32 protein-coding genes are annotated in these 25,442 nt (G+C 35.5%); 25 read left to right on the top strand and 7 right to left on the bottom strand.

Going from position 1 to position 25,442, the window contains the following annotated elements:
• Positions 1-26: 26 nt before the first annotated feature.
• Together MKY60_RS19285 and MKY60_RS19280 are read right to left on the bottom strand one after the other, a co-directional pair.
• Positions 27-410: a potassium channel family protein gene (locus tag MKY60_RS19285; protein ID WP_093496268.1), complete on the bottom strand. Its 384-nt coding sequence runs from the start codon at positions 408-410 to the stop codon at positions 27-29.
• Between the two features lie 117 nt (positions 411-527).
• Positions 528-1,073, bottom strand: coding sequence for a GNAT family N-acetyltransferase (locus MKY60_RS19280; RefSeq protein ID WP_340930934.1), 546 nt, complete (start codon positions 1,071-1,073; stop codon positions 528-530).
• 214 nt (positions 1,074-1,287) lie between these two features.
• On the opposite strand from MKY60_RS19280, the gene MKY60_RS19275 reads away from it, so the two are divergent.
• Entirely contained in the window at positions 1,288-1,836 is a 549-nt protein-coding gene (locus MKY60_RS19275; RefSeq protein WP_241598110.1) for a histidine phosphatase family protein, read from the top strand.
• Positions 1,837-1,874: 38 nt separating this feature from the next.
• On the opposite strand, the gene MKY60_RS19270 is transcribed toward MKY60_RS19275, so the two are convergent.
• Entirely contained in the window at positions 1,875-2,168 is a 294-nt protein-coding gene (locus MKY60_RS19270) for a YiaA/YiaB family inner membrane protein (protein WP_090565861.1), read from the bottom strand.
• A 255-nt stretch (positions 2,169-2,423) separates the two neighbouring features.
• Between MKY60_RS19270 and MKY60_RS19265 the strand changes: the two genes are divergently transcribed.
• From MKY60_RS19265 to clpP, 7 genes are all read left to right on the top strand, one after another.
• On the top strand, positions 2,424-2,645 hold the full coding sequence (locus tag MKY60_RS19265; RefSeq protein ID WP_340930933.1) for a hypothetical protein: 222 nt from the start codon (positions 2,424-2,426) through the stop codon (positions 2,643-2,645).
• Positions 2,646-2,658: 13 nt separating this feature from the next.
• On the top strand, positions 2,659-3,165 hold the full coding sequence (locus MKY60_RS19260) for a GNAT family N-acetyltransferase (protein WP_340930932.1): 507 nt from the start codon (positions 2,659-2,661) through the stop codon (positions 3,163-3,165).
• 137 nt (positions 3,166-3,302) lie between these two features.
• Entirely contained in the window at positions 3,303-4,091 is a 789-nt protein-coding gene (locus MKY60_RS19255) for a GNAT family N-acetyltransferase (protein WP_093496273.1), read from the top strand.
• 77 nt (positions 4,092-4,168) lie between these two features.
• The gene (locus MKY60_RS19250; RefSeq protein WP_093496274.1) at positions 4,169-4,909 is read left to right on the top strand and encodes a hypothetical protein; all 741 of its coding nucleotides are present in this window, start codon (positions 4,169-4,171) and stop codon (positions 4,907-4,909) included.
• Between the two features lie 18 nt (positions 4,910-4,927).
• Entirely contained in the window at positions 4,928-5,485 is a 558-nt protein-coding gene (locus MKY60_RS19245; protein ID WP_093496275.1) for an isochorismatase family protein, read from the top strand.
• A gap of 93 nt (positions 5,486-5,578) precedes the next feature.
• Entirely contained in the window at positions 5,579-6,394 is an 816-nt protein-coding gene (locus tag MKY60_RS19240; protein WP_093496276.1) for a sigma-70 family RNA polymerase sigma factor, read from the top strand.
• Positions 6,395-6,408: 14 nt separating this feature from the next.
• Complete coding sequence (clpP, locus tag MKY60_RS19235) at positions 6,409-6,984, top strand: ATP-dependent Clp endopeptidase proteolytic subunit ClpP (RefSeq protein WP_093496277.1); 576 nt, start codon at positions 6,409-6,411, stop codon at positions 6,982-6,984.
• 39 nt (positions 6,985-7,023) lie between these two features.
• Here clpP and MKY60_RS19230 read toward each other — a convergent pair whose 3' ends face one another.
• Positions 7,024-7,719: a CPBP family intramembrane glutamic endopeptidase gene (locus MKY60_RS19230; RefSeq protein ID WP_093496278.1), complete on the bottom strand. Its 696-nt coding sequence runs from the start codon at positions 7,717-7,719 to the stop codon at positions 7,024-7,026.
• Between the two features lie 93 nt (positions 7,720-7,812).
• Between MKY60_RS19230 and MKY60_RS19225 the strand changes: the two genes are divergently transcribed.
• The 12 genes from MKY60_RS19225 to MKY60_RS19170 all read left to right on the top strand — a co-directional run bounded on the left by MKY60_RS19225 (position 7,813) and on the right by MKY60_RS19170 (position 18,272).
• Entirely contained in the window at positions 7,813-8,556 is a 744-nt protein-coding gene (locus MKY60_RS19225; protein WP_093496279.1) for a MerR family transcriptional regulator, read from the top strand.
• Between the two features lie 484 nt (positions 8,557-9,040).
• A complete protein-coding gene (locus MKY60_RS19220) occupies positions 9,041-9,469 on the top strand; it encodes a hypothetical protein (RefSeq protein WP_093496280.1) in 429 nt (142 codons plus the stop codon).
• 40 nt (positions 9,470-9,509) lie between these two features.
• Positions 9,510-10,289, top strand: coding sequence for a hypothetical protein (locus MKY60_RS19215; protein ID WP_093496281.1), 780 nt, complete (start codon positions 9,510-9,512; stop codon positions 10,287-10,289).
• Between the two features lie 72 nt (positions 10,290-10,361).
• Positions 10,362-11,135, top strand: coding sequence for a hypothetical protein (locus MKY60_RS19210; protein WP_340930931.1), 774 nt, complete (start codon positions 10,362-10,364; stop codon positions 11,133-11,135).
• A gap of 61 nt (positions 11,136-11,196) precedes the next feature.
• Entirely contained in the window at positions 11,197-12,150 is a 954-nt protein-coding gene (locus MKY60_RS19205) for a hypothetical protein (RefSeq protein WP_340930930.1), read from the top strand.
• Between the two features lie 144 nt (positions 12,151-12,294).
• Positions 12,295-13,341: a hypothetical protein gene (locus tag MKY60_RS19200; RefSeq protein WP_340930929.1), complete on the top strand. Its 1,047-nt coding sequence runs from the start codon at positions 12,295-12,297 to the stop codon at positions 13,339-13,341.
• Between the two features lie 216 nt (positions 13,342-13,557).
• Entirely contained in the window at positions 13,558-13,977 is a 420-nt protein-coding gene (locus tag MKY60_RS19195) for a DUF2243 domain-containing protein (protein WP_241598251.1), read from the top strand.
• A 6-nt stretch (positions 13,978-13,983) separates the two neighbouring features.
• Positions 13,984-14,919 (top strand): cytochrome c oxidase assembly protein, encoded by a 936-nt coding sequence (locus MKY60_RS19190; RefSeq protein WP_093496286.1) that lies wholly within the window; start codon positions 13,984-13,986, stop codon positions 14,917-14,919.
• 19 nt (positions 14,920-14,938) lie between these two features.
• Positions 14,939-15,406 (top strand): YndM family protein, encoded by a 468-nt coding sequence (locus tag MKY60_RS19185; protein WP_241598095.1) that lies wholly within the window; start codon positions 14,939-14,941, stop codon positions 15,404-15,406.
• 71 nt (positions 15,407-15,477) lie between these two features.
• Positions 15,478-15,690: a histidinol-phosphatase gene (locus MKY60_RS19180; RefSeq protein WP_090565896.1), complete on the top strand. Its 213-nt coding sequence runs from the start codon at positions 15,478-15,480 to the stop codon at positions 15,688-15,690.
• Positions 15,691-15,805: 115 nt separating this feature from the next.
• Entirely contained in the window at positions 15,806-17,251 is a 1,446-nt protein-coding gene (locus MKY60_RS19175; protein ID WP_340930928.1) for a hypothetical protein, read from the top strand.
• A gap of 109 nt (positions 17,252-17,360) precedes the next feature.
• Entirely contained in the window at positions 17,361-18,272 is a 912-nt protein-coding gene (locus MKY60_RS19170; RefSeq protein WP_340931120.1) for a DMT family transporter, read from the top strand.
• A 72-nt stretch (positions 18,273-18,344) separates the two neighbouring features.
• On the opposite strand, the gene MKY60_RS19165 is transcribed toward MKY60_RS19170, so the two are convergent.
• The 3 genes from MKY60_RS19165 to MKY60_RS19155 form a co-directional block, all read right to left on the bottom strand.
• A complete protein-coding gene (locus tag MKY60_RS19165; RefSeq protein ID WP_241598092.1) occupies positions 18,345-19,310 on the bottom strand; it encodes a polysaccharide biosynthesis protein in 966 nt (321 codons plus the stop codon).
• 56 nt (positions 19,311-19,366) lie between these two features.
• Positions 19,367-19,990 carry a DUF1796 family putative cysteine peptidase gene (locus MKY60_RS19160; protein WP_093496290.1) on the bottom strand — a complete coding sequence of 208 codons (624 nt, stop codon included), beginning with the start codon at positions 19,988-19,990 and terminating at the stop codon, positions 19,367-19,369.
• A gap of 225 nt (positions 19,991-20,215) precedes the next feature.
• On the bottom strand, positions 20,216-20,587 hold the full coding sequence (locus MKY60_RS19155; RefSeq protein WP_090565904.1) for a DUF4183 domain-containing protein: 372 nt from the start codon (positions 20,585-20,587) through the stop codon (positions 20,216-20,218).
• Positions 20,588-20,994: 407 nt separating this feature from the next.
• Between MKY60_RS19155 and MKY60_RS19150 the strand changes: the two genes are divergently transcribed.
• The 5 genes from MKY60_RS19150 (at position 20,995) to MKY60_RS19130 (ending at position 25,312) form a co-directional block, all read left to right on the top strand.
• Positions 20,995-21,354, top strand: coding sequence for a DUF4183 domain-containing protein (locus MKY60_RS19150; RefSeq protein ID WP_093496291.1), 360 nt, complete (start codon positions 20,995-20,997; stop codon positions 21,352-21,354).
• Positions 21,355-21,423: 69 nt separating this feature from the next.
• Positions 21,424-22,677: a glycosyltransferase family 4 protein gene (locus MKY60_RS19145; protein ID WP_241598091.1), complete on the top strand. Its 1,254-nt coding sequence runs from the start codon at positions 21,424-21,426 to the stop codon at positions 22,675-22,677.
• Positions 22,652-23,293, top strand: a complete 642-nt coding sequence (locus MKY60_RS19140) for a hypothetical protein (protein WP_241598089.1) — start codon at positions 22,652-22,654, stop codon at positions 23,291-23,293. Before MKY60_RS19145 ends, MKY60_RS19140 begins: the two co-directional genes overlap by 26 nt.
• 172 nt (positions 23,294-23,465) lie before the next feature.
• Positions 23,466-24,416, top strand: a complete 951-nt coding sequence (locus MKY60_RS19135) for an NAD-dependent epimerase/dehydratase family protein (RefSeq protein WP_340930927.1) — start codon at positions 23,466-23,468, stop codon at positions 24,414-24,416.
• Positions 24,413-25,312 (top strand): NAD-dependent epimerase/dehydratase family protein, encoded by a 900-nt coding sequence (locus MKY60_RS19130; RefSeq protein ID WP_093496295.1) that lies wholly within the window; start codon positions 24,413-24,415, stop codon positions 25,310-25,312. The genes MKY60_RS19135 and MKY60_RS19130 overlap by 4 nt, the downstream gene beginning before the upstream one ends.
• Positions 25,313-25,442: the final 130 nt, after the last annotated feature.

Genomic DNA, 25,442 nt, shown 5'->3' with positions numbered 1-25,442 from the left:
AGCCCTCGGTTTTCATGCTCATTTACTTACTTTTTCTCCCTATACTCATTCAATTTCTTTTGTCCCTCTGTTTTTCTCTCTTCAAAAGCTTTTGTATTAATCATTGTTTTCCCTAAAGTAAGTAGCGTTATAAACATAACTCCTGTACCTACAACCAGATAGAGCATTGTAAATATTTTACCTAAACTGGTAACAGGTGATAAGTTTGTATTTACGCCAGTTGGGATTAAACTCACAACACAAAAGTAAATGGCATCTATGACACCCCACCCTTCTTTTTTCGTGTAGAAGAGCGTACCAGATAGAATGATAAGAAATAACGTAGTAAAGAGAGACAAGAACATAGGATTTTTAAAAGCTTTAACAAAAGCTTCTAGAAATCTTTTTACGGTTAAAATAAAGGACAACATACTGATTTCACCTACATATTAGATTATTATTTAAGTAGTATATCAATAAATGTTCCACTCTACTTATAATAAGTGTGAGGATTCCTTATTATATTGTACTAACCGACACAATTTGGATTAATTGTTGTTTGTGAAGCTTTCCCATTCTTCTCGTAATATCCCCATACGAATCGAATCGTAGTATTTCCCGTTATAGATACGTACCTTTCGAATACGGGCTTCCATTGTCATACCTAATTTTTCACCAACTCGAATCATACGATGATTACCTGACCAAGTTGTATAGCCAACGCGAACAAGTGGCAGTGTTGTAAATAGGTGATTCATCCAAAGGCTTAATGCACGGGTCCCTAAACCTTTCCCCCAACTACCTGCTTCGTGAAATCCAATGCCCATTTCCAACCACTTAGAAGGCTCATGCTCCCAATAATAAGAAACAATTCCTCTTAACACACCATCTACTTCAATTCCCCAGAAATTTTCTCGATTAATATATGATTCAGCCTTTTCCATAAAGGTATCATATGGGACAGATGTATATTCATAATATGGGGCATCCCATTTTTTCCATTCTGGCTTTTCATCTTTGCACATTAATTCCCATAGTCTAGTTAAATCCTCATTCTTAATAGGTCTGATAACTAATTCATTGTCTAGGTACAATATTATTCCTCTTTTCATCCTAAAGTATTGTATAGGTTTATTGGATTGAAAAGAAAAAGTGTATTAATCTTTACTTCTCAATCACCTGTAGAACATTTTTCATCTTAATCACTCCTCTATAGTTATTATATAAAGTATATATAATAGTTCCGAAAATTCATATATTTAACAGGAATAAAAGTAGAAATGGCGAATTAACAATAGAGGTGAAAAGATGGTTGAAAAGAAAATATACTTAGTCAGACATTGTAAGGCGACAGGGCAAGATCCTATTGCAGAGTTAACGAATGAAGGAAGAGAGGAGGCTTTAAAGCTTGTTCCTATATTAGAAAAATGTCATATAGATCATATTATTTCTAGTCCATATCAAAGAGCTTTGCAAACAATTAAACCCTTTTCAGAAAGTATAGGAATTCCTATTATAATAGATGACAATTTACAAGAACGAGTGTTGAGTGCGGATCCTATGGAGGATTGGTTAGAGCATCTGGAAAGAACCTTTGTAGAAAGAGATTTAACATTTTCAGGTGGAGAATCAAGTAATCAGGCATTAAAGCGCATACAAAAGGTCATGGACAAGGTTTTCGAAAATGACCAAATGCATCATGTAGGCATCATTTCTCATGGGAATATTTTATCCCTGCTCATTAATCACTATGTTCCGACATTCGGATTTGCTGGGTGGCAACAGATGAAAAATCCAGATGTTTTCGTACTAGAGCAAGATAATGGCATAGTACATATAAACAGGGTTGAACAATAAAAAATCCTGTGTATACAACAACAGGATTTAAGGCTTAGTTATGATAATTCTTTCGTGCTAGGTGGAATTCGGTTACTGCTCATTTGTCGTTCTTGTTCCTGCTCGGCGATAATGTCGTTATCTTCAGCATTGTCTCGTGTAACTTTTTGTGTAAGGATGGCTCCAACTGCAACCAATATCATAACTGCAATATAATATCCTTTTTCATTTAGCTGTAAGTTATCAGCATTATAGAGACCAATACAGAACATGAAAACCCCGGCAATTAACGTAAAATACGCCAATACCGTAAAAGCCATCGTATTACGTCTGCGGTACCTTTTTTGATTCATGACAAACTCCCCTTTAAACTCGTTTTAATAGCTATTGTATGTATTATATTTTAGCAGAAATGAATAATGATGTGAAATATTCTGAAGTATAAGATAATAGTAGAGTGGGAGGGTGATTATGTATTTACATTCAAAAAAATGGTTCATGTTCTTATCTTACTGGTTATATTTTTGCTCGTTTCATGTAGTAACCAAACACCCCTTATTATTGAAGAGGTTGACAGTATTACCGTCCAATGTATGGGTACAGAAGAATTGTTGGAGATAACTGATGAAAAAATGCTGAAGAAAATTATAAAGGAAATAAATAATAGTAGAAGAGAAGGTGCAGAGGAAATGGAGTTTCCAGAAGGTCACGATGTCTCACTTATAACGACCTTAGATGAAAAGTACAATATATCATTATATGAGGGTGGGAAGACGTTATTAGAAGGTTTTTATATTCACTCCAATATTCCGGATTTTTGCGACAAGTAAGGGTGAGGAAATTATGGTTCATAAATGTGATTTAACTATTAGAGTTATGAATGAAAACGATTATCCTTATATGACTAAATGGCTAAATGATGATTTGGTCTTAAAATATTATGGTCCAAGGCTAACATTTGAACAAGTCGTTACTAAATATGGCCCCAGATTTAACAGTGAGCATTACGTGACGGCTTGCATATTGGAATATAAAAGTGCACCAATTGGTTATATACAATATTATGAAATCCCAAAAGATCAACTAAAGATATACGGATATCCTTTGGAAAAGTCTATCTATGGAATTGACCAATTTATCGGAGAAACTGGACTGTGGGGCAAGGGGATAGGGACCCAGATGATTAGTACTTTGTTAGAGTACTTAAGTTCAAAGTTCGATGTATCTATGGTGGTTCTGGATGTCAAAGACACTAACCAACGGGCTATAAATTGTTATAAAAAATGTGGGTTTCAAATTGTTAAGAATTTAAAAGATAATCACCTTTTAATGGAAAGGGTGATATTTTGAAAATAGAAGATTTTTAAATAGTGAACTCGTTTTGTTACAGTTATTCAACGAGTTTGAAGGGTACGAAAAGGAGATGAATCACTGATCGATTCGACACAAAGAGCATTAAATTTTGTTAAAAGTCACGGGGGATTAGAATGAAATTAAGCATACTCGAGCAGGCAGAAATAAAAACATTAACTTCCAGATTAAATGCCATACAATCAATCCCCGGTAACCCAATGGGGGTCCATCAATTAGTTAAGGACACAACTCATGCTTTTGCTGTTAAACATATTCCAGGTCCAGCTTTTAATACCGTTCGAGGATTGAATGAACAGGTACTTTCACATATAGAAGAGATCTTTGGCTTCTATGAGAATCTTTCAATAAATTTTCGAGTCGAGATTGCTCCTACGAACAGTTCAGAAAAGTTATTAAGAAAACTAGCTGAACTGGGGTTTTATCAATCTGGCTTTCATGCATCTTTTATAGGAGAAGTAAAAGGCTTTAAGAGTCAGAGTATGCCATCCTCTCTAGATATTCGACCTCTAGGTAAAAATGATTTTGATTTATTTGCTTCAATTTACGTGGCTGCATTCGGACTACCTGCTTTTATTCAAGAGGGGATTAAACAAAACAATGAAATTCTATTTGAAGTTCCAGGTTGGGAATTTTACATTGCTTACAAGCAAGATGTTCCGGTAGGAGTTGCGGTTTTAAATGTGCAAGAAGAGATTGCGACTTTGGCGGCATCTGCAACTTTACCTGGTTATCGTAATATGGGAGTACATTCTGCATTGCTTAAAAAACGTGTTGAAATTGCAATTGAAAAAGGAGCAAGGTACATAACTAGTGAGGCTACATATGGAAGTGGAAGTCATCGAAATATGGAAAGAGCAGGACTTAAACTTGCCTATACAAAAGCGATATGGACCAAACTTTAAGGGGAGACATGTTTTTACGAAGGGAGTTCTATGTTATACAAGTTAAACAAGTTGGATGAGATAAAGGTGGAAGTAATATGAAAAGTATTTTAGCATTTGAGGCACCTGAAGAAGCGGCTAAATATGATATTATCACAAAAGAATTGATGGCAAAACTAAAGGGATATCAGCATGTATTGGAAGAACATTATCAATTGACCGCTATTCCTAAAGGAGTACTTTGGACGACGGGGGAACTGGCGACTACTACCTTCTCGTCAATACCAATACCAGCATTCACGAGAGAAGATTTCATTTATATGTCCCCAATTCTAAAGGAGTGGCAAAACTTGTTGGTCTCCCAATTGGATGGTAAGGTAATACCCCATATTCAAAGTTTTTATGAGAACTTTAGTACTGACCAGTTATTTGTCATTCTGGCCCATGAACTAACGCATCATATTGATTTGTTCGTAGATGAATTTGAGGATGAACGACATGATAGTATTTGGTTTGAAGAAGGAATGTGCTTTTATTTGCCTAGAAAGTATTGTTTAACAGACGAACAATTTGAAGAAGTAACTGCTATTGAACTTGAGTTATTGACCACTTTTACAGAAGAATATGGTGATAATGACTTGAATGATTTCGGTTCGATGTCTTACCAGGGTTCACTTTCTAGTATTATGTTTGATTATTGGAGAAGTTATTTAAAAGTTAAATCACTGGTTGAAAAGGTGAATGGGGATGTCCATATAGTATTTGAGCTATATAACAAGTGGCATGAGCAAGGAAGGTATATTTCATTAGTCCAGTATTTCGGAAATAATTTAAAATAAATAAAAAGAGGTGTTGTTATGAAACAAGCATTATTAATCATTGACGCGCAACAGGAATTAATAGAAGGGAATGACCAGGAAGGTAGTGTATTTCTAAAAGAACAGTTAATAGAAAACATCAATTTAGTAATTAAAAAAGCAATTGAGTCAGATGCTATTATCGTTTTTGTAAGAGATACAGATGTGGCAGAAGGAAAAGGAGAAGGCTTCCAAGTCCACAGAGGTATTACTATACCTACAGACGCAAAGACATTCGATAAAGCTGCAACAAATTCATTTTATGGAACTGGATTAAGAGAATATTTAGAAGAACAGAAGGTTCAACATGTAGTAATTATGGGCTGCAAAACGGAGCACTGCATAGATACAGCAGTACGAACTGCAACCGTTTCACAATTAGATGTCACGTTAGTTGGAGATGGACATTCAACAACAGGTTCAGCAGTTCTTACGGCAGAACAAATTATTAATCATCACAATAAAGTACTACATGGTCATTATAATGTAGATAATTTTTCAATGGTAAGAAATGCAGCGGAAGATCTATTTGACCCATTACATGATACGCATCGATAAGTGGTAGGTTTAAAAAAATTTTTTATGACCGTATCTTTTTAGTCCATATTTCCGTTTATATTAGTGAAAGACAAATTTGAAGGAGGGGTAAACATGCGGCCGCTTGTTGAAAAAACTCCGTTTGAATTGAATGAGGAATTTGAGATGGCTATTAAGCCTTTTATGCATAGTTTAAGGAAGTATTGTTTATCCCTGACGCGTACAAAGTGGGATGGAGAAGACTTAATGCAGGAGACGATAGAAAAAGCATATATAAGTTGGATGAAAATGCCGAAGGAAATGGCAAAGTCCTATTTGTTTCGTATTGCCTCCAATGCCTGGATCGATAAGCATCGTAAACGTAAAATAGAAGAAAATTTGCATCAAGATATGTCCAATTATAATTATCAAGAAGGAATTTCAGCAGAACTTTTCCCAAGAATCTATGCGTTATTACATGAACTGTCCGCAAAGCAAAGGGTGGTGGTATTACTGGTCATGGGATTTGGCTACTCCTCAAAAGAAACGGCAAATTTGCTTTCGGTCAGTGAGGGTTCTATCAAAGCTGCTCTAAACAGGGCTAGGAAAAATGCTAAGCAAAAATCCTACGAATCCTTCCGATATGATGTTGAAGACGAAACAGCTATGTCTTATTTACACGCGTGGAGCAGTGGAGATCCGAATGCCGTTATTCGTGTTTATCAGAACGATCATCAACAACCATATATGCAAAGTGGAAAAATAGAACTCGCTTCCTCAAGTCACTCTATCGTCCATTCATACGTACAGGGCAATTCTTCTTATATGCTAATTTCGTTCCTCAAGAAAAATGGCGAAGTGCTAATTGTTCCGTTCTATCAATTAGAAGTAGCTAGGTTATTATCTCAGCTTACTTTTTGGAAAGAAGAGGGTCTTTTAGCTATAGCGTAGAAAGGGGAAAGAAAATGTCTAACCTTATTCCATATGTTGTAGAACAAACAGGACATGGCGAGCGATCATATGATATATATTCGAGATTATTGAAAGATCGTATTATTTTCCTTGGCTCGGAAATCAATGACGTTGTTGCTAATAATATCGTGGCGCAACTATTGTTTTTAGAAGCAGATGATCCGGAGAAGGATATTTCTTTGTACATCAATAGTCCAGGAGGCTCAGTAAGTTCTGGATTTGCAATTTATGATACAATGCAGATCATTAAACCAGATGTACGTACGATTTGTACGGGAATGGCTGCTTCATTTGGTGCGACGATATTAGTTGCGGGTGCAAAAGGAAAACGTTTTGCTTTACCGAACAGTGAGATTATGATTCATCAACCTCTTGGCGGGGCACAAGGTCAGGCAAGTGATATTGAAATCAGTGCTAGACGTATTCTGTTGATGAAAGATAGAATTAACCAAATCTTTTCAGACCGAACAGGTCAGTCCATTGAAAAAATAGCAAAAGACTCTGACCGTGATTATTTTATGACAGCTGAAGAAGCGATGAGTTATGGCATTATTGATCAAATCGTATAACGATATAAAACTCCTCACCTTATTTGGTGAGGAGTTTTATTAACTTAGAGCAGTTAATACCACAGCAATACCATTAAAGACGCCATGTATAATCATGCCAGGATATATGGATCCAGTTTTTTCATAAGTCCATGAAAATATAACACCCGTAAGAAAATTGACTGGCAATGTATTATAGGTAGGAATATGAACAAGCATGAAAACGGAAGAACTAAGTAATATCCCAGCTGGCACTCCCCACTTAACTCTAAACCATCTATAAAGAAAGCCGCGATAGAAAATCTCCTCATAAATAGGAGAAATGATAGCAGCTGATACGAAAGCGATGAGAAATGACAAAATTCCCATATTGCTTTGTAGGCTTTGTGTCTTTGTATTTTCTGAAGTCCCCCCAAGGAGTTCCATTAATATAACTATTATTACACTAGTTCCTATTAAAAAAACTGTCCAAGTTATAATAGACTTCCAATAGGACGTTTGGAATGAGTTGAAGCCGACAGCTCGCCATGAAAGGTTATATGGTCTCAAGGCGATGACATACACTCCTCCTGTGAAAAGAATAGACATTACGAGTCCTGTTAATGTGCCTGAATAAAGGCTATCCTCCAAAAATACAAACAAAACATCCTGTAATAGGTTCTCGATAACTATAGGAACAAATAAAAAAGTTATCAATAACAGCAGTATAAGTTCTCTCCAAGACCAAAACATTGTTTTGAACGAAAATTCTTTCATTTTGTAATTCCTCCAATAACGAAATATGTTATTTTTAGAATAAGTGGTGACGTAACGTTACCTGCAAGACATTTTATATGGAGGGGATGAATATTGGTTCACTACACTACCGGAGAGGTATCAAAAAAACTTCATATCTCTGTCCGTACTATTCGTTATTACGATCAAATCAATTTATTTAAACCAACAATGATTCATGAAAGTGGTAAAAGGCTTTATTCGGAAGAGGATCTCTTATCGCTTGAAAAGATAACCTTGTTAAAAGCGGCTTCGCTTCCGCTAAAGGATATACAGCAGATCGTGGAAAGAGTCTCTATTGCAGACATACTTAAAATGCACCGAGAACGACTCAATGTAGATATGCAGCAATTACAAAAATCTATTGAGCATACAAACACCTTACTTAACATAGTCCAGCTCGAAGGGATGCTAAAGTGGGAAGAATTAGTACCGCTTTTCCAACAACATCAAAAGTATAGTAAGGAAGATGTATGGAAGGAAATATTTACCGAAGAGGAAAGAGCAACCTTAACAGCTAGTCTGCCAAAATTAGAACAGGATGCAGATAACACAGTGAAATGGATCAATCTTATAAAACGAATCGAACTATGTTTGGCTGAAGGGAAACCACCAAATTCTCCAGAAGGAAAAATTATTGCGGAAGATATCCGTATTTTATCCAGTATTACATTCGCAAATGAAGACTTAGCTGATAAATTCTGGGAAGTTCGGAAATCTGAAGATACATCCGAAGCGTTAGGTCTCTATCCCGTTAGTCAGGAAATAATTGAGTTTATAGAAGAAGCGGTGGAAGGGATAGCTAGTGTGCAACAATAAGGCGATAGATAAGTGCTAGCTATTCAAAATCGATAATAACTAATTCTCTAAATGCTCCTCGTCACTCAGAGGATAAAACTAAAAATAAGATAAAAGAAGTGATATGTATATAGGTATAAGGAAACGCACACAAGTATTTGTGTGTGTTTTTTTATTTTAACTTAAGTAATTAGTCTCAATCGTTAAGGTATTTTGAAGAAAAAAAGTGCTTATATGTAACTTTATGCCTCTAAAATAAGTCGCAAGGAAAGAATTTATGACTTTGTTTGTAGAAAAAGTAGAGGTTATGAAGAATCCGTTACCCGCAAATTTAGCGAAAGTATAATTATGTTAATCTTCTGTCACTAACTGATTAACTGTTAAGGAGAAGTGGAGGTAAAAATAAACTATATAACTATAAGGAGGTTATTATTTCTAAAATAATAGTTATAAAAGAATGGGCATATGGATAGAATGGTTGGGGCGAGTGAAAGGGGTGTAAACAATGAAAAAAGTTATAGGAACTATCTTGATATTTCTTGTTCTACTAGGATCCAGCACCATTTATGCCAGTGGTTTGCCACAAATTTCCCTTTCCAAATGGTATGGTCAATCATTTCAAGAGGAGAGTGAGGCATTTGAAGTTGTAACATCAAAAAGTATTAAAGAGATTCTAATGGAAATGAAATTATTTCTAACGACAACAAATGAAAAACTTGATGTTGATGTTTCAACTTTTTTAGACACTCAGGTAGAGGCAACAAACTCCAATTTGGAGGGATTTTCAAATGAAACTAAAAGAAGTCTTGCTGAATCAATAAAAGATTTGGAAAAGGTTAGCTTTGATGAGTATATGGACGAAGACGAAGAACTCATAAAAGAAGAGCTCGAACAAGAGGTTGAAGGACTATTAGCAGATGTGTTAAGCAAATAAACACTAATCTAAAAACTACAGTGCCAAGGGAGATTTTTCATTGAAAAAAACAGTTAAACGTAAACTAATCGCAGGAGCAGTGGTAGTAGGCCTAATATCGACTACAGGAGTTGCATTTGGAGCAACGGATGCTGGCGCAGGTTTAAAAGGTTGGTATGACTCACAATTTAAAAAGGCGAATACTGAGGTAGCTATTGAATCGGCAAAACATACTACCCAAAAATTGCTCGAATTTAATAATGAAGCAAAAGAATTAAAAACAGGTGCTACTGAAAGTATTAATGGGACAAGGGATACTGAAACAGAAGCTGCAAAAAGTTCCATTCATCAAGAAAGTAGAGATTATATAAATTCAGTTAATAATAAAAAAGCTGAAATTCAAAATAACATCGACAATCAATTTAAGAAAATTGAGGATGATGCGAATAAGGCAATATTAGCAGCTAGCAAATTAACTTATAGTTTAGCTGAATTGGATTTAAAAACACAAACAAGTAAGGAAGGCAAAGCTGCTCTTGCGTTTTTAAATACAGAAATTGAAAAAGAAACCAACAAAGCACTTAGTGACTTGGAGTGGGAGATTCGTACAACAAAGGGTTTCTTACAGGATTTGCTAAATAAAAAGAGTAGTGCCTCAATCGAATCCATCAATAAAACAGTGGACAATGAGATTGCTAGACTACTCGACTTAATTGCGAAGAAAACTGGAGAATTAGTAACTGCTCAACAGACTGCAATTTCGTCAAAAGCTGCAGAATTAGAAGCAGCTGCTAAATTAAAGTTAGAAGAACGAGTAAATGCATTAATTAATGAAAAATAAAATAAACATATTTGATAATTGTAAGATGGACTAATTCATACAAAATTATAAAATCAAAGGGAGATAGTTAATATGATGAAAACAGTTAAAGGGAAAGTAATCGCAGGAACAGTAGCAGTAACACTTTTTGCAGGGGCGGGGGCAGCATTTGGAGCATCTGATGCTGGCTTAAACTTAAAAAATTGGTATAAAGCTCAATTTACTAGTTCTTCGAATGAAGTAAATAAACAAGTAGCGGAATATGCGGGAAGTAAAGTAGAAGAAATTACAACAGAATATAACACTATTAAATCAGATGCTGGAGATAGTATTAATGAAAAAGGAGAATTTGTCGCAGGCGTAGCAAGTGATATTATCGATGAACGTAGTCGTGAGCATATCGATTCTATTAAAGATGAAAAAGCTCATATTGAAACCTACCTAGCAGGTCAATTTGATTCGCTTTCAACTTTTACACAAGGTTTAATAAATGAGGCAGGTAAAGAGGCATTAAAGTATGCAGACAAAGATTTAACTAAATATACTGGAGATACTGGAAAAGCGGCTGTTGAAAAAGTAAATACAGACGTTAAAGCGGCGACTGCAGTGGCGGTGAAAGATTTAAAGGATACAATCGATTGGGCAAAATCCGATCTTCAAGCGAAACTTGATAAAGAAAGAGATTTAACAGTAGTGGAAATCAAAGCCATGATTGATGCAAAAATTGTTGAACTACGTGGGGAAATTACGAAGAAAACAAATGCATTAGTTAAAGAGCAAGAAAGAATTATCACATTGGCAGCTAAAGGTTTACAAATAGCTGGATTAAAAGAACTTGATGATTTAGTAAGTGGCATGAACAATTAATTAAAATTAATAAGGACCTCTTACTTTAGAGGTTCTTATTCTTCTAATTGGAGGAATATAAATGCTAAGTAGAATTGAGAAATACAAAAAGAAAAGACAAATTAAAAAAGCGACAATAATTATTGCTTTACTAATTATACTTTTGGGACTCTCAGGTGGTGTAAAAACTGCTTTAGCAGATCAAGATATTCAAAGTTTACTGAACAATTGGTTTAACAACAAGAAGGTGGAATCCGTTCAGGAAATTGAAGGGGCGGTCTCATCAGAAAGAGATCGTTTAATGCAGGATCTTGAGGTGGAACTACAAAGAGAAATGCAAGCTGCTGAAAATCAGCTGAATAGCTTTACAGCAACTCAAAAACAAACTCGTATTGCGGCGTTACAAGAATATGCTAACAACATAAAAGCAGGAATGACCATTGATAATAGTGAACAACAAGCTGCAATTATGAAAAACATAGATATTATTTTAGAGAATGCAAAAGCACAGCTGGATGGTCAACAAGCTCAGTTGAATTTAGTGGCAATTCCAAATCCTGAGGCAAATCCTATACCTAATCCAGTAGTGGTTCCAGAAACAATCCCTGCCCCTGAATTAGAAACATCACCAACACCTGATACAGAAGTGATTTCCGAAATAGAAAAAGCTCCTGAAAAGGAAGTTAAGGCCTCATCCCCATCAGTAAAAGAAGAACCTGTTGGGATTCCTCCTGTCGAGGTAGATATTTACTCGGTTACAGATTGGTTTGTTCTGCCGAATACTTCGAATGTACAGATAGAAGAACTGACAATCACAGATGACGTATTTTCTATTAATTCCTCTTTTTCGGATATTTTGATGAACTCCCAGTCTCGAGGAATCTTGAATAGTATTTTACCAGGTTTAGAAAAACACCCGCAGTTTAAACTAATTCAATATAAAACAATTGAAGAGATGTCGCGTGTTGCACCAGGGCATTTTACAGAATCAATTTTATATCTATTAAATAAATCATTAAGCACAGTAAAAAAATAAAAAATACCAGGTAACTCAACAACTAACATTGTTGAATTACCTGGTATTTACTTTTTTCGGGGTAAAAATATTTACTTTATGGAGTAAATAAATTGATTTTTAGAGTAATTTAAATTACTATTAAAAGTAATAAGGAGGGGTATTATGGAAGATATAAGATTGAATGTTGCTTTACTAAGAAGAAAGGTTCCCAATTTGACGACCGCGGCGAAATCAATAGGGATTAGACCTGCGACCGTTTCGAATTTATGTACTGGGAAGATTGATTTGGGAAAGGCGGAGATAAGGACCCTTGTAGGTCTAGCTTCTTTGGCAAATTGTAAGGTAGATGATCTAATCATACGGGGGGAGAAGTTGGATATGATTGAAACAAAAATCAAAGCACTCGATTTTTTTGCTCCATTAGTAAAAGAGGGAACAACTGGTTTAGTTGCAAGACCTGGAATGGGGCAGTTAGTTATTCTTGCGGAACTTTTGCACAGATTTAAAGACGGTGATTATACGACGATATTTTTATTGCCCAAAACACGACAAGAAGAACTTGAAACAGAGGGTATTACTGAGTTAGCGAATTATTTAACTGAATCCACCGAAGAGACATTTTTGAAGTTATCCGAAATTTCTGGGGATATCCTGTTAATAACAGATAATAGTTATGTGGTGTCGGGACAGTTATTAGATCTGCAAGAAAAAATGATCAAAGAAGGAATTAAAAATGTCACCACAATACTATTAGACCTTTCTGGGGAAGTGGTCGATGAGGATATTCCTTTTGGACCTTTAGAAACAGTGTGGCAATTGGATGCTGACCTTGCAGCACGTCACCTTTATCCTGCAGTTCAACCAATTATTTCTACTTCTTCACTTGTGGAAGGAGTGGACGTAGATCAACGTCACTTTAATTTAAGACAAAGAGCACAGAAATTACTTAGACGTTATAAAGAGCTGCGTTCGTTAGTTGTTGTGCATGGTTTAGATAAAATTAGAAGTAATGAATTAGATACTTACGAACGTGGAGAACGACTAGAAGCGTATTTTACACAACCCTTTTATGTTGCAGAGTCCTTTACAGGTCAAGTTGGGCACGAAGTTTCCCTGTCTCAAACATTGCAAGATGTCGAATATATTCTAGATGGTAAGGCTGATGAACAATCAGTAGATAACCTGAAATATATTGGAAGTTTGGTATAAGCTATATCGAAGAAAAGCAACTGAAGCTATTTCGGTTGCTTTTTTATTTAGTATTTTTGTTGACTATTATTATTTCTATATCCCTACCCTTCTGTTTAAATCCTTTCTGAAAAGGAGAAACTTAGTTAAAAAAGGGTGTTAAACATGACAACTTCTGTAAAAACCTCTTCCATTCATAAAAAAAATCCAAATAAAAGAGTATATGCCAAACAGAATATGTGGACAGGTATTTTGTTTGGACTGGGAATTGTAGCATTTATAGATGAAGTAGTTTTTCATCAGCTTCTTCATTGGCACCATTTTTACGATAAATCTACTACGGATATTGGACTAGTGTCTGATGGGCTTTTTCATGCATTTAGCTTCATAGCTACGATAGGAGCATCCTTTTTACTTGCAGATCTTCATAGGCGGCATGCTTTTTGGTTAAAGAGATGGGTAGGGGGAATCCTTCTAGGTGCAGGTGTTTTTCAACTGTACGATGGAATTATTCAACATAAGTGGATGGGTTTACATCAGATTCGATATGGGGTAGATATCCTACCTTATGATTTAGTATGGAATATTTTAGCTGCTTTAATGATTATTTTAGGGTTTATTTTAATATATCAGACAAGCCATGAAAGGAAGGTCTGAGTATAAGTGCATACTCACGAACAGTATTCAGCGACTAGTCTCCAGTTTTTTTTAGCAATTCCTTTTATACTGTTATTTGTTTTTTATATTGTGGCGGTAGGTCTATCCAATCGAAAGAAAAAACCATGGTCAGTGTTCCGGTTAGTAGCATGGAGCTTTGGAGTACTGTGTGCATTGCTCGCAACAATTGGTCCAATTGCAGATTTAGGACACATGAATTTTTCTGTTCATATGATTGGTCATGTATTACTTGGCATGTTGGCGCCGCTTTTAATGGCGTTAGGTGCTCCGATAAAGCTCCTGCTGCGAACGATTAGTGTATATACAGCACGAAAACTAACTACAATCTTACGACGCAATATTTTTCTTCATTTCGTTCAACATCCTATTATTGCTTCTTTACTAAATATTGGTGGCTTATGGGTTCTTTACACAACTGACTTGTTTCTAATGATGCACGAAAATATGCTTCTTTATGTAATTATTCATGTACATATTTTTCTAGCTGGATATGTATTTGCAGTTTCAATTATTTACGTTGATCTGGTGATTATAAGAAAAAGTTATTTATATCGTACGGTCGTCTTTCTTTTTGCATTAGCTGGTCATTCCGTCTTAGCTAAATATATTTATGCGAATCCGCCAAGTGGAGTTCCAATAGATCAAGCGGAATTCGGTAGCATGATTATGTACTACGGTGGGGATACTGTGGAGATAGGGCTAATTTCAATACTGTTTTATCAGTGGTACAAAAAAAGTCGCCCTATACTCAATAATGGAAAGGATGGGTTTGCTATAAGTACTAAAAAATTTACAGTTGCAGGAACAGATATTGAGGAAGTTAAAAGATTAAATGCAAATGCAGGCATGAGTTATCGTGAAATAAATGAGTGGTTTGCAAAAAAACAATCTAAGGCTGGCACAGTAACTAAAAAAAGATAAATCGAGAGGGGTCAAAATAATGTATATGAAAGCTTTATTTATGAAATTTCTCATGATAACTGCGGTGCTATGGGTTGTTTTAAGCCTTATTTATGATGTGTCTTTTACTGACGTAGTTATTACTAGTGTGGTTCTTACAGCAGTAGGATATGTAGGAGATGTCTTTATATTACCTAAAATAGGAAATGTATGGGCAGCTATAAGTGATTTTGTTATTGCTTATGCAATTATTTACTTCCTTGGTTCCTATATTTATGAGCAACCACTAGCCTTAGGGACAGCGGCTTTTATATCTGCGCTGATATTAATGGTAGGAGAACTCTTGTTACATCGATATATGCATACAAATATCTTCGAACCGAGGAAATCGAATCCCAATGAGAAAGTGGGATATTACAACCGAACGAATTTACAGACTGAATTTGCAGAAGAAGTGGAGATTGAATCTTTGTCCAAAGAATTAAAAGGAAAAAATTCAAAGAAGTAATAATTTATAAACAATGAGGTATATATATCAGTCTTTAGACCATTCTAATATGGTCAAGGAGGTGAGCAGTCATGGGAAACAATAATAATCGCAATAATAACAACAACAATAACCGTAATAACAATAACCAAAATAATCCAGCTGAGTTCGGTGAGGATTTCAACTTTGACAATTTAAACGAGCAAAACCAAAACGAACAAAACAGAAACAATAACAACCAAAACCAACGTAATAACAATCGCAACAACAATAACAACAATAACAACAATAACAACCTTAAGTAATAATTGCTTCTAATACAGTTATTCCTAAAGTTAACTTTAGGAATGACTGTATTTTTGGTTTATGAATATCGCCAGTGAGGTAAATAAGAATAATAACCAAAAGTGGGTGGATAAAATGGAGAGTTTAGTAATACAACCTTTGGATGTTACGGATGCGTACATGACTTATCTATTCCCATTTTCTTTTCGAGAGAAAGATCGTCAAAAGTTAATGGAGCAGCTAGAAAAGCACCAGTTCACCTTTTTTACTTTAGAAAAAGAAGAACTACAAGACAAATATTATGGAGATGAAATAAAAATCTCTCATGAGGAATTGGAACAGTTCTTTTTGCCATTCATTGAAGATAAACTATTCCCTCCTAATACCAATAATAGGGGATTTTTGCGTTACTCTAAAGTAGTTGAAGATTATTTTACATATGAATTGAATGATAACAAATTCAATTTTATCATTAATAGTGTGGACATTATTTTATGTCCTTTTGGTATTGGTATAATCACCATACGTGCTGCAATGAATCAGGATCAGGAGACATTAACAAGAATATTGGATCATATTAGCCACTTTCGCGTGCTAGAGCCTAAGCTTTCATTTGATAAAGGATCTAAAATTCACTATAAAAGTAAAGTATTCCAAACTACAAATGAGCTCGTTTTTGACTATTTATGTCAGCCTCTAAAGCCATTTATCATCCACGACGAAAAGCTAGCAGGTTATTATGGCAGTCTCCCTTATTTTGAAGATGAGCGAATGCATACATCTGTATTTTTAGTTGGGGCAAATAATACTGAAATTACAGTAGACCAGTTGTTCCGTCTGGCGCATTTGGATGGGATGGATATAGAAGGGAATGAGTTTATCTCTAGCTCGAATTCCAATTATGTGAAGCGATATGTGAGCGACCGAATTCATGATCGTTGGGCACCGAATACATATGTAATTGCTTCAGAACACACCCAATCAACTATTTCCAATAAGAAAAAAGAAAGTTTAAAGCAAGAGATTTCCCAGTTTATGAGTGTGCATTATTATAATTTAATGCTGCATTATTACTATAAGATTATGCTATTAAAGGTTTCCTTTGAGCATAGTGAGGTTAGTTGGGCTAAGGATAAAAGATATGTGGAGGAGTTAATAGAACTTATATCAAAATTCTACTCACGTTATTACTTTGAAGAGGTTTCTGCTAGATCTGAAGGAAAAGAGCTAACGCAACAGTTACGTAAAGTATTCCGTTTACAGAATCTTTTCAATGAAGTAAAACAAACTGTAGATGACTTGTACCGTGCTCAAGACAATCAATCGGACAAACGAAATAATTCCCTGTTATTTATGTTAACTATTTTTACAGTAGTTTCCGGTATTTATGGGATGAACCTAGTCATTGAGGATTGGAAGGGAAAAACGGACTGGGCAAAAATTCCAGGGTATTCCTTTTTTGAGTGGATAGCGCTTATTACTTCGTTAACTGGAATTAGCCTAGCTATCGCCTTAGTAGGTTACACAGGTGGCAAAGGTATTTACAATAGGTATAGAAAATGGAAAAGAGACAGGTCCTAAAACTTCTTATCAATGGATAAGGAGTTTTTTCTATTTCCTATTTTCAGCAATATCCAGTATATTAAGATTAGTTTATAAGTATAGAAAAGTATTAGAATGGGGTAAAAAAGTGAATCAAACAAATACATCTAAATCAATTGTGTTACCATTAATCATTTCCATTGTAGCAATTTCTTTTGCAGCCATTTTTGTTAAATGGTCACATGCACCCGCTACTATATTAAGTATGTATCGAATGATTTTAGCCACTCTATTGTTACTACCAGTCGTTTGGTTTAAAAGAGCGGAGTTTAAAAAACTAACAAATAAAGAATGGCTACTACTTTTCGTTGCAGGTATGTTCTTAGCTTTACATTTTGCCCTATGGTTCGGATCTTTAAAACTGACAACAGTTGCTAGTTCAACTATCATTCTTGCACTGCAACCTATTATCGCATTGATCGGTGGTGTCATTATATTTAAAGAAAGAACGACTAAATCTGCACTTATGACCATGGGTATTGCAGTGATAGGAGCAGTGATGGTCGGATGGGGAGATTTTGGCTTAAGTAGAAATGCTATTCTTGGGGATATACTTTCTTTTCTAAGCGTTATTGCTGTTGTCGGGTATTTATTAATTGGGCAAAAAGCAGTAAAAAAGGTTTCGCATTGGATTTATAGTTTTGTTGTTTTTGGATTCGCTGCTATCGCGCTTGTTGTCTATAACATGCTGACAGGCGTTACAATGGGAGGTTATGATTTAAAAGAATGGGGAATTTTTGTATTGTTAGCAGTTGTACCAACAATATCTCATTTGATAAATAATTGGCTAATGAATTATGTAACTGCAACAACTATATCTATGAGTATTTTAGGTGAGCCTGTGGGGGCAACTATTCTTGCTGCTATTTTCCTAGGAGAACGGCTAGTAGGCTGGCAAATTGTTGGTGGTATTCTTGTGCTCGTTGGTGTATTTTTGTTTATCCTGCAGCAGATGAATCGATATCCTACAAGTAAAATACAAAAAACTAGACAATCTTAGAGAGTCTAGTTTTTTTGCATTAATTTAGCTTGATCTCTATTTCAGGATGTTTAGTCTAATTCAAATTGCTATTTATTTTAAAAAGCCACCTTCTATTAATAGCTCTTTAATTTCTTGTTTGGTCATTAGTTTTTGTTTTGTATCTATTAGAATAGCAGGCACGGTTGAATTTTGGTTTGTAGAGTTTGAGGAAGAGATCTTTATCAAATCTTTGTTGAATACGGTAGCCATTGGTATTTCATTTTCCGCGATTAGTACCTCGTGGGTCTTTTCTCCAGCTCGAGCTCCGATTTCTATGATGTGGACATCTTTTTTGTGAAAGTACTCAATTAGTACTTCCGCCAAGTCGAGTATATTACAGGCGTTCATATGCATGACAAAAATCTCTCCTCCATTTCCTAACTCTGTAGCCTGAAGAAGAGTTTTGATTGCCTGTTGAGGCGTGACAAAATATCGTGTCATTTTTTTATCAGTAATGCGAATTTGATTTTCTTCTTCTAATTGTTTAATGAAAATTGGTAGTACACTACCGCTACTTCCAAGCACATTCCCTCCTCGAATGCATAAGAACCTTGTGGGCGAGCCCAATTCGTTTGCACAAAGAATCAGCTTTTCTCCAAGTGCCTTTGTCATGCCATACGTATTAGCTGGGTCTGCTGCTTTATCTGTAGAAACGTAAATTACTTTTTTTACTTGGTTCTTTATGGAAGCTTCAATTACATTCTGCGTTCCAACTATATTCGTTTTAATAGATTCTAGAGGATTCTCCTCGCAGACAGGTACATGTTTAAGTGCGGCTAAGTGAAACACATAATCTACCCCAACACAGGCTGCGGAAAGAGCATTTTCATCTCGTATATCCCCTATATTAAATTGTAGTCTTGTATCTTCAAAATTTCTTCGCATCATGACTTGTCTATTTTCATTTCTTGAAAAGATAATAATTTTCCTAGGGTCAAGAAGAAGAAGTTGTTTGATTAATTCAATTCCCCATGAGCCTGTCCCCCCGGTTATCAATATTGTTGCATTGGTAAACACTATTTTTCCTCCCTAATAATTGATTGGTTTTTTTTAGAGACATTCGGTACATTCGGTCACGTACGCAAACGAATCCCACTTAACACCTCCCTCCATAAGTCATGATTTCCTTCCCATTTATCTTTATTTGGAAACTCAATCGAACAAATTTTTTCTAAAGGCCAACTTTTTTCTACAATTCCTTGAACATACGTATGGTTAATGAGTAAAACACTGAAATCATGTTTTACCAATCTAGAAAGGACATCTTGTAAAACTGCTGCATCTTCGAGCGTTCCTTCTGTTCGGACAAATAGTATTCGTTTGGCGTTATCCATTTCTGAAAGAAAGCGTTGTATTCTTCTTTCGTATTTCTCCATGACTTCCGCGTAACCACCTAAATAAGTTAGTGTATTTTTTTCTCCATCAAAATCATGGTTGGAAACAAGATTATAGCCATCATCTGAAACGCAGATAAATGTATCAGCATATCCGATAACTCGTAGATTGTCATATTCGAGGAAATCCATAAAACGATTTTCTAAAAGCTCATTTACCTTTGATAGTTCGACACTAGCCATCCAGTCTAGTACCCCTGAATATGGTCTCAAGTTGTGTTTTTTCAGTTGGATAGATGCTAAGCAAAGATCTCCTAGACTAAATATGGCATCATATTCTCCTTTAAGTTGACTTAAATCCATTTATTTCACCCCCTTCAATCTTCAGCTTCAAGGCGTCATGTACACCTTATTTAATAGTTAATGCGATTTATTAAAAGGGAGCAGGGGCTAGTTTCCTATAAGTAGAAAATATTTATATAGAGAGAAAGATAACCTTGAAGTTTTTTAGAATATCTTACTAGTCGATTGAAAGAACAAAGGCGATGTAGAGCTTTTATTCAAATAAAAAAAGACAGGTTGCCCTGTCTATTCTGATACAATCTCTGGATGGAAGTTGACTGTCTCCATAATAATGGGAGTTCCTTTGGGAATCTCGGAATCCTCTGGAAGAGAGATGAGTAAGGAACCTATTCCGTCCTCTCCAGCGGTATAAGAAAAGTTTTCATCCATCTGCAGTACCCCGTTAATATATACATTAAAATAGCTATTGTTTAAATTCAGGGCTGGTAACGATTGTGCCGTTTCACCTTGATCATCTAAAAAACTTGAAGCGTTGATCTTGTGAGTGGTAACTTCTGTTATTGTTTCTGGCACCTCATGAAAGTAGCGAGCGACAGTGGGTGAAGTTGAAATAGTTTGTTTTGGCGATATAGCTAGTTTAACAATTTTTAAAGCCAAGTACGTTCCTCCTTTTCATTTCTCTTCAACATATGACTCAGAGTGAGTAGGAGGTATGGGCAGATGAGCATTTCTTGAAAAACGGGAAGAATGACCTATGTATACACATTTTTGATTTTAAATGGATACACTAACTTTATCCCGCATTACGGGCAGTGAGGCTTCTGTCTAATGTAACAAAGATTAAGTAGGAGACAACTGCATGCAAATGCCCTGCCTTAGTAGAAAATAGACGAAAACGCAACGTCGTGTGGACTCGTCTATATGACTCGTTACCTGCGAGCCTCGGGCTAACATGACGTTGGTCGCTAAGTCATTCCATAGTACTATTGTCAATCAGTGGAGGATGAAGAAATCCTAACTGATTGAAATTTTACTTTATTTCAGTTGGTAGGAGGAGGGAAGTAATGAAAAACCAACCGTACGTCCCGCGGAAAGCGACTGCACATTTTTCGCAGCCTTTAATCATTCCGATAATGGTAAACAGACCAGAGTCCAAAGTAATTAGTCATAAAGAGGTTATTACAACTGAATTTTTTGTGTTATCCGATGGTATCAAGAAAGTATATACAGAGAAAGACGCTATTGCTGATTATGGAATTCAACGAATTATGAATCCAGTAAGTGTTTCCTATATGAATCTTTTTATTAACGGGATTTTACAACCAAAAGTTAATTATCAAGTAACCGAAGGAATACTCATTCTATTGACAGAGGATGTACCTGAAAAGGGGTGTCCGATTATTCTTCAAATGATTCGAATTTAATCGCCCACACATTATGGAGTTAATAGAAATATGTATAGAACATGCGGTTAAAACGGGGAGATGTATAATTTGAAAATCTTGCTAGCCACATATTGGTCTATTCCTCATTTGGGTGGGGTTTGGAACTATATGGTTCAATTGAAAAAGAAGTTAGAGCAGCTTGGGCATGAAGTCCATATGCTTGGATATGATGAAGACAATTTGAATATCCATATGATTGGTTCAGATAAAAAGGTGCCAAGAGACAAGTTGCTACCTTTACTTCAAGCCAAAATTAACAAAGATAATTATCCTGAAATTTATGAAAACAAATTAGTTGAATACACAGAGTTCCAACGATATATTTTTGAATTAGGAACAGCTTACTTTGGCTTAGAAGATTATGATTTGATACACACACAGGATGTTATTTCAACAGCCTGTATCGATCGAATTCGTCCCAAGCATGTTCCGTTAGTTGCTACTTTACACGGTTCTGTCGCGCATGAAATCCATCATCAATTAACGACTATTCATAAAACACCTAATTCTTACATTGCCAGAGCGTATTACGATGATCTAGAACAACTTGGAGCGGGTACAGCAGAAAAAACTATCGTAGCGAACAATTGGTTGAGAAACATATTAATCGACGAATTCAAAGTGGCAGAGGAACAGATACGAGTACTCCATTATGGTTTTGACACAGAAAGCTTTATAAAACAAATGAAAGTAAAAACACTTATTACACCACCCAAAAATAAAAAAGTAATCATCTATACTGGAAGGCTTACTGACCTAAAAGGAATTAAATATTTGTTAGATGCTTTAGGAAAACTAAAAAAGGAACGTCAAGATTGGGTTTGCTGGATAGTTGGGTCGGGCGATGGAGAATCTAAACTTCGAGTTAAAAGCAAAGTGCTTGGGCTAGATGATTACGTGCAGTTTTTAGGAAAACGTGAAGATGTTCCAGCTTTATTGGGGAAGGCTGATATTTATGTACTGCCTACGTTGTTAGAAAATCAGCCATTGTCATTAATCGAAGCGCAAATTGCAGGTAAAGCAACTATTGTTAGTGAAGTTGGAGGTTTACCAGAAATGGTGCAGCATAAGGTAACGGGTATATTGACACCTCCAGGGGATTCTAATACTTTATTTGAAAACTTAAATTTACTTCTAAGTGATGAACAGCTACGAAAGAAACTGGGAACGAATGCGAAAAAGTGGGGTATGACGCACTGGTCAATCGATCAAGGGATAAAAAGTTTGCTGGAAGTTTATAATGAGGTTGTTTCAATGAGGAAGAATGGTGACCAAGATGTCTCGAATAATCCAATACATTAAACTTTTTTTTCTAGCATTATTCTATAAATGTAAGACCTGGTGGGAGGGCATTTGGAGTTCTAAGGAATTCAATACAATTTCAGAAAAACCAAAAGAAGATACTATCGTGTCTTCGGAGAATTACAAGTCGAGATTTGCTAATGAGGGAATAAATTCAGAAGTAGCAATAGTTAAAGAGATTTGGAATCAAATAGATAGTTCGCTTCCGGAGGGTGTAAAGTATCCTAATAACTCCACTATCAACCTCTTTAAGCCAATGAAATCAGATTACTACAATTTGTTGTTTCCTTACTCACCAACTACTCCAAATTTATTTGTGGATCGTTCAATATGGACAGATATTCTGAGTCATTTGCCAGAGGGGTACGAGATTCCTCCAAATGTAACAATAAAATTAATGAAGCCGATGAGTAGTGAATATTACGAGAATATTTTCACTTCCTCAAAAGCAAATACGAAAGTGTTTGTAGATAATCGTGTTTGGGAAGAAATTATGAAGAATTTACCTAACACATATATGATTCCTAACTTTCAAACAAATATAAGTGTGTGGACTAAAAGACAGAACATGGCTTCCCCAATAATTATGAAACACCAATTTAGTAAAATTTCATAAAAATATATCCTTAGATGAATGATTCTTATAAGATTCATTCATTTTTTTAGTATATTGGGATTCTGCTAATACCAGCATTAGGTAGTGCTGGACTTTCATTTTTATAAGGCGCATGTCCCCATTTTTCTATTCAACTTGCATATATTATGGAAAAGATAAAAGGAGATTGGATATGAAAGTAATAGTTTCAGGGGGGGCGGGCTTCATAGGCTCTCATCTTGTTGATGCACTTATAGACAGAGGTATTGAGGTTTATATTATAGATAATTTGGTTTCTGGACAGAAGGAAAATGTCAATCCACAAGCACAATTATATATCGTCGATATATGTAGCGAGGAAGCAAGTAAAATCATTATGAATATCCGGCCAGATGCATTTTATCACTTAGCTGCACAAGCGGATGTTGGAAAATCTGTACAATATCCCAAGTATGATGGGGACGTAAATATTATTGGAACACTAAATATGCTGGAGGCTTGTCGCAAAGCAAATGTTGGGAAATTTATATTTGCAAGTACCTCGGCTGTATATGGGAATTTAAACAATGAATTACTTTCGGAAGATGAGATCACAGTTCCTGCTTCTTTTTATGGACTGTCCAAGTTAACTGCAGAGTCTTACATAAGGCTTTTCTATGAGCTTTATAGACAATCATATACAATTTTAAGGTACGCCAATGTATATGGTCCAAGGCAACTTCCTAAAGGAGAAGGTGGAGTTGTGTCTGTATTTTTCGATCGACTTCGAAAAGGTGGTCATATCAATGTGCATGGCGATGGAAAGCAAACGAGGGATTTTATATACGTCAAGGACATTGTTACTGCCAATATTGCAGCGTTGGAGAATGGTGACCAAGAAACGATCCAAGTAAGTACATCACAAAGGACTTCTATCAATGAAATACTATCTTATTTAACAGACATTCACGGAATTTCCATTCTAAGAGAATTTACTGCACCAAGAGAAGGGGATATTAAGCATAGCTGCTTATGCAATAAAAAAGCTACTAATCTTTTAAGCTGGAAGCCACTCTATACAATTGAAGATGGATTAAAAGAAACATATGAGTTTCACCAACATGACATGACTAGCGCATATATAGAGAGTGAGCAAATGGGATGACTAAGCAAAAATTAATAATAACAGGTGCAACAGGTTTTACAGGTATTCATGCATGTCGTTATTTCCAGCAAGCAGGCTACGAAGTAATTGGCGTTTCCAGACAACAATCCAAAATAGAAAACAATCAAGTCCATTTCGAGTCATGTGACTTAACCAATAAAGAAGAATTAACAGATCTGATACAAAGGAATAAACCAGACAGAGTGCTTCATTTGGCTGGTCAAAATCATGTGCCCTCTTCCTGGTCAAATCCAATTGCCTCATTAGAAACAAATACAATATCGACTGCCTATTTACTGGAAGCTATTCGCCAGCAAACTCCAAACTGTAAAGTCCTAGTCGTTGGGTCAGCACTTCAATTTGATGTAAATGACATTACAACCCTGGATCACCCATATAGCTTGAGTAAAACCCTACAAGTATTGGTAGCACAATCATGGGAATTATTATATGAAATGAATATTGTTATTGCTAAGCCTTCGAATTTAATAGGTCCAGGAAAATCCAACGGTGTTTGCTCCATTTTAGCTAGAAAGGTAGCAGAAATGGAATTCCTCGGAGCAGAAAAAGTACTTACGGTGAATAATTTATTGGCACAACGGGATTTTCTCGATGTCCGTGACGCAGTTTGCGGATATGAAATTCTATTTCAAAAGGGTCAATCAGGTAGTATGCATGATATGAATTCGGGATTGCCTAGATATTTAAAAGAAATTACTAGTAGTTTACAGGCTATTTCGAGCATTGATTTCACTGTAGAGTCTGTAGAAGACAAATTAGAAGAGAAAATAAGTAAACTTCCTTCAGATCTCTTATTAGAAAATATGCCAGCTTTAATCCCATTTGAAAAATCTATAGAGGATATTCTAAATTATCAGCGTAGTTTACTGCGATAGGTGGTAGAATCTAAAAGTGAAGCTATTTCGTTAGCGTTGCTCATGAACTTAACTGGTTCATGAGCTTTTCATTGTCTTTTATTATCCAAAAAGGAAATTGTATTGTTATGCTATTTCCTGTTATGGGGCA

Origin of the sequence: Psychrobacillus sp. FSL K6-1415 (genome assembly GCF_038003185.1) — a bacterium.
GTDB classification, from domain to species: domain Bacteria; phylum Bacillota; class Bacilli; order Bacillales_A; family Planococcaceae; genus Psychrobacillus; species Psychrobacillus psychrodurans.
Note: the sequence above shows the minus strand (reverse complement) of the source record. Positions and strands in the feature narration are given on the sequence as shown.

What these genes read in the sequence shown, in the direction of transcription:
- MKY60_RS19285 (WP_093496268.1), bottom strand. Translation starts at nt 410, where the DNA reads ATGTTGTCCTTTATTTTAACCGTAAAAAGATTTCTAGAAGCTTTTGTT.
- MKY60_RS19275 (WP_241598110.1), top strand. Translation starts at nt 1,288, where the DNA reads ATGGTTGAAAAGAAAATATACTTAGTCAGACATTGTAAGGCGACAGGG.
- MKY60_RS19270 (WP_090565861.1), bottom strand. Translation starts at nt 2,168, where the DNA reads ATGAATCAAAAAAGGTACCGCAGACGTAATACGATGGCTTTTACGGTA.
- MKY60_RS19260 (WP_340930932.1), top strand. Translation starts at nt 2,659, where the DNA reads ATGGTTCATAAATGTGATTTAACTATTAGAGTTATGAATGAAAACGAT.
- MKY60_RS19255 (WP_093496273.1), top strand. Translation starts at nt 3,303, where the DNA reads ATGAAATTAAGCATACTCGAGCAGGCAGAAATAAAAACATTAACTTCC.
- MKY60_RS19250 (WP_093496274.1), top strand. Translation starts at nt 4,169, where the DNA reads ATGAAAAGTATTTTAGCATTTGAGGCACCTGAAGAAGCGGCTAAATAT.
- MKY60_RS19245 (WP_093496275.1), top strand. Translation starts at nt 4,928, where the DNA reads ATGAAACAAGCATTATTAATCATTGACGCGCAACAGGAATTAATAGAA.
- MKY60_RS19240 (WP_093496276.1), top strand. Translation starts at nt 5,579, where the DNA reads ATGCGGCCGCTTGTTGAAAAAACTCCGTTTGAATTGAATGAGGAATTT.
- clpP (WP_093496277.1), top strand. Translation starts at nt 6,409, where the DNA reads ATGTCTAACCTTATTCCATATGTTGTAGAACAAACAGGACATGGCGAG.
- MKY60_RS19230 (WP_093496278.1), bottom strand. Translation starts at nt 7,719, where the DNA reads ATGAAAGAATTTTCGTTCAAAACAATGTTTTGGTCTTGGAGAGAACTT.
- MKY60_RS19220 (WP_093496280.1), top strand. Translation starts at nt 9,041, where the DNA reads ATGAAAAAAGTTATAGGAACTATCTTGATATTTCTTGTTCTACTAGGA.
- MKY60_RS19210 (WP_340930931.1), top strand. Translation starts at nt 10,362, where the DNA reads ATGATGAAAACAGTTAAAGGGAAAGTAATCGCAGGAACAGTAGCAGTA.
- MKY60_RS19205 (WP_340930930.1), top strand. Translation starts at nt 11,197, where the DNA reads ATGCTAAGTAGAATTGAGAAATACAAAAAGAAAAGACAAATTAAAAAA.
- MKY60_RS19200 (WP_340930929.1), top strand. Translation starts at nt 12,295, where the DNA reads ATGGAAGATATAAGATTGAATGTTGCTTTACTAAGAAGAAAGGTTCCC.
- MKY60_RS19195 (WP_241598251.1), top strand. Translation starts at nt 13,558, where the DNA reads ATGTGGACAGGTATTTTGTTTGGACTGGGAATTGTAGCATTTATAGAT.
- MKY60_RS19185 (WP_241598095.1), top strand. Translation starts at nt 14,939, where the DNA reads ATGTATATGAAAGCTTTATTTATGAAATTTCTCATGATAACTGCGGTG.
- MKY60_RS19180 (WP_090565896.1), top strand. Translation starts at nt 15,478, where the DNA reads ATGGGAAACAATAATAATCGCAATAATAACAACAACAATAACCGTAAT.
- MKY60_RS19175 (WP_340930928.1), top strand. Translation starts at nt 15,806, where the DNA reads ATGGAGAGTTTAGTAATACAACCTTTGGATGTTACGGATGCGTACATG.
- MKY60_RS19160 (WP_093496290.1), bottom strand. Translation starts at nt 19,990, where the DNA reads ATGGATTTAAGTCAACTTAAAGGAGAATATGATGCCATATTTAGTCTA.
- MKY60_RS19150 (WP_093496291.1), top strand. Translation starts at nt 20,995, where the DNA reads ATGAAAAACCAACCGTACGTCCCGCGGAAAGCGACTGCACATTTTTCG.
- MKY60_RS19140 (WP_241598089.1), top strand. Translation starts at nt 22,652, where the DNA reads ATGTCTCGAATAATCCAATACATTAAACTTTTTTTTCTAGCATTATTC.
- MKY60_RS19135 (WP_340930927.1), top strand. Translation starts at nt 23,466, where the DNA reads ATGAAAGTAATAGTTTCAGGGGGGGCGGGCTTCATAGGCTCTCATCTT.
- MKY60_RS19130 (WP_093496295.1), top strand. Translation starts at nt 24,413, where the DNA reads ATGACTAAGCAAAAATTAATAATAACAGGTGCAACAGGTTTTACAGGT.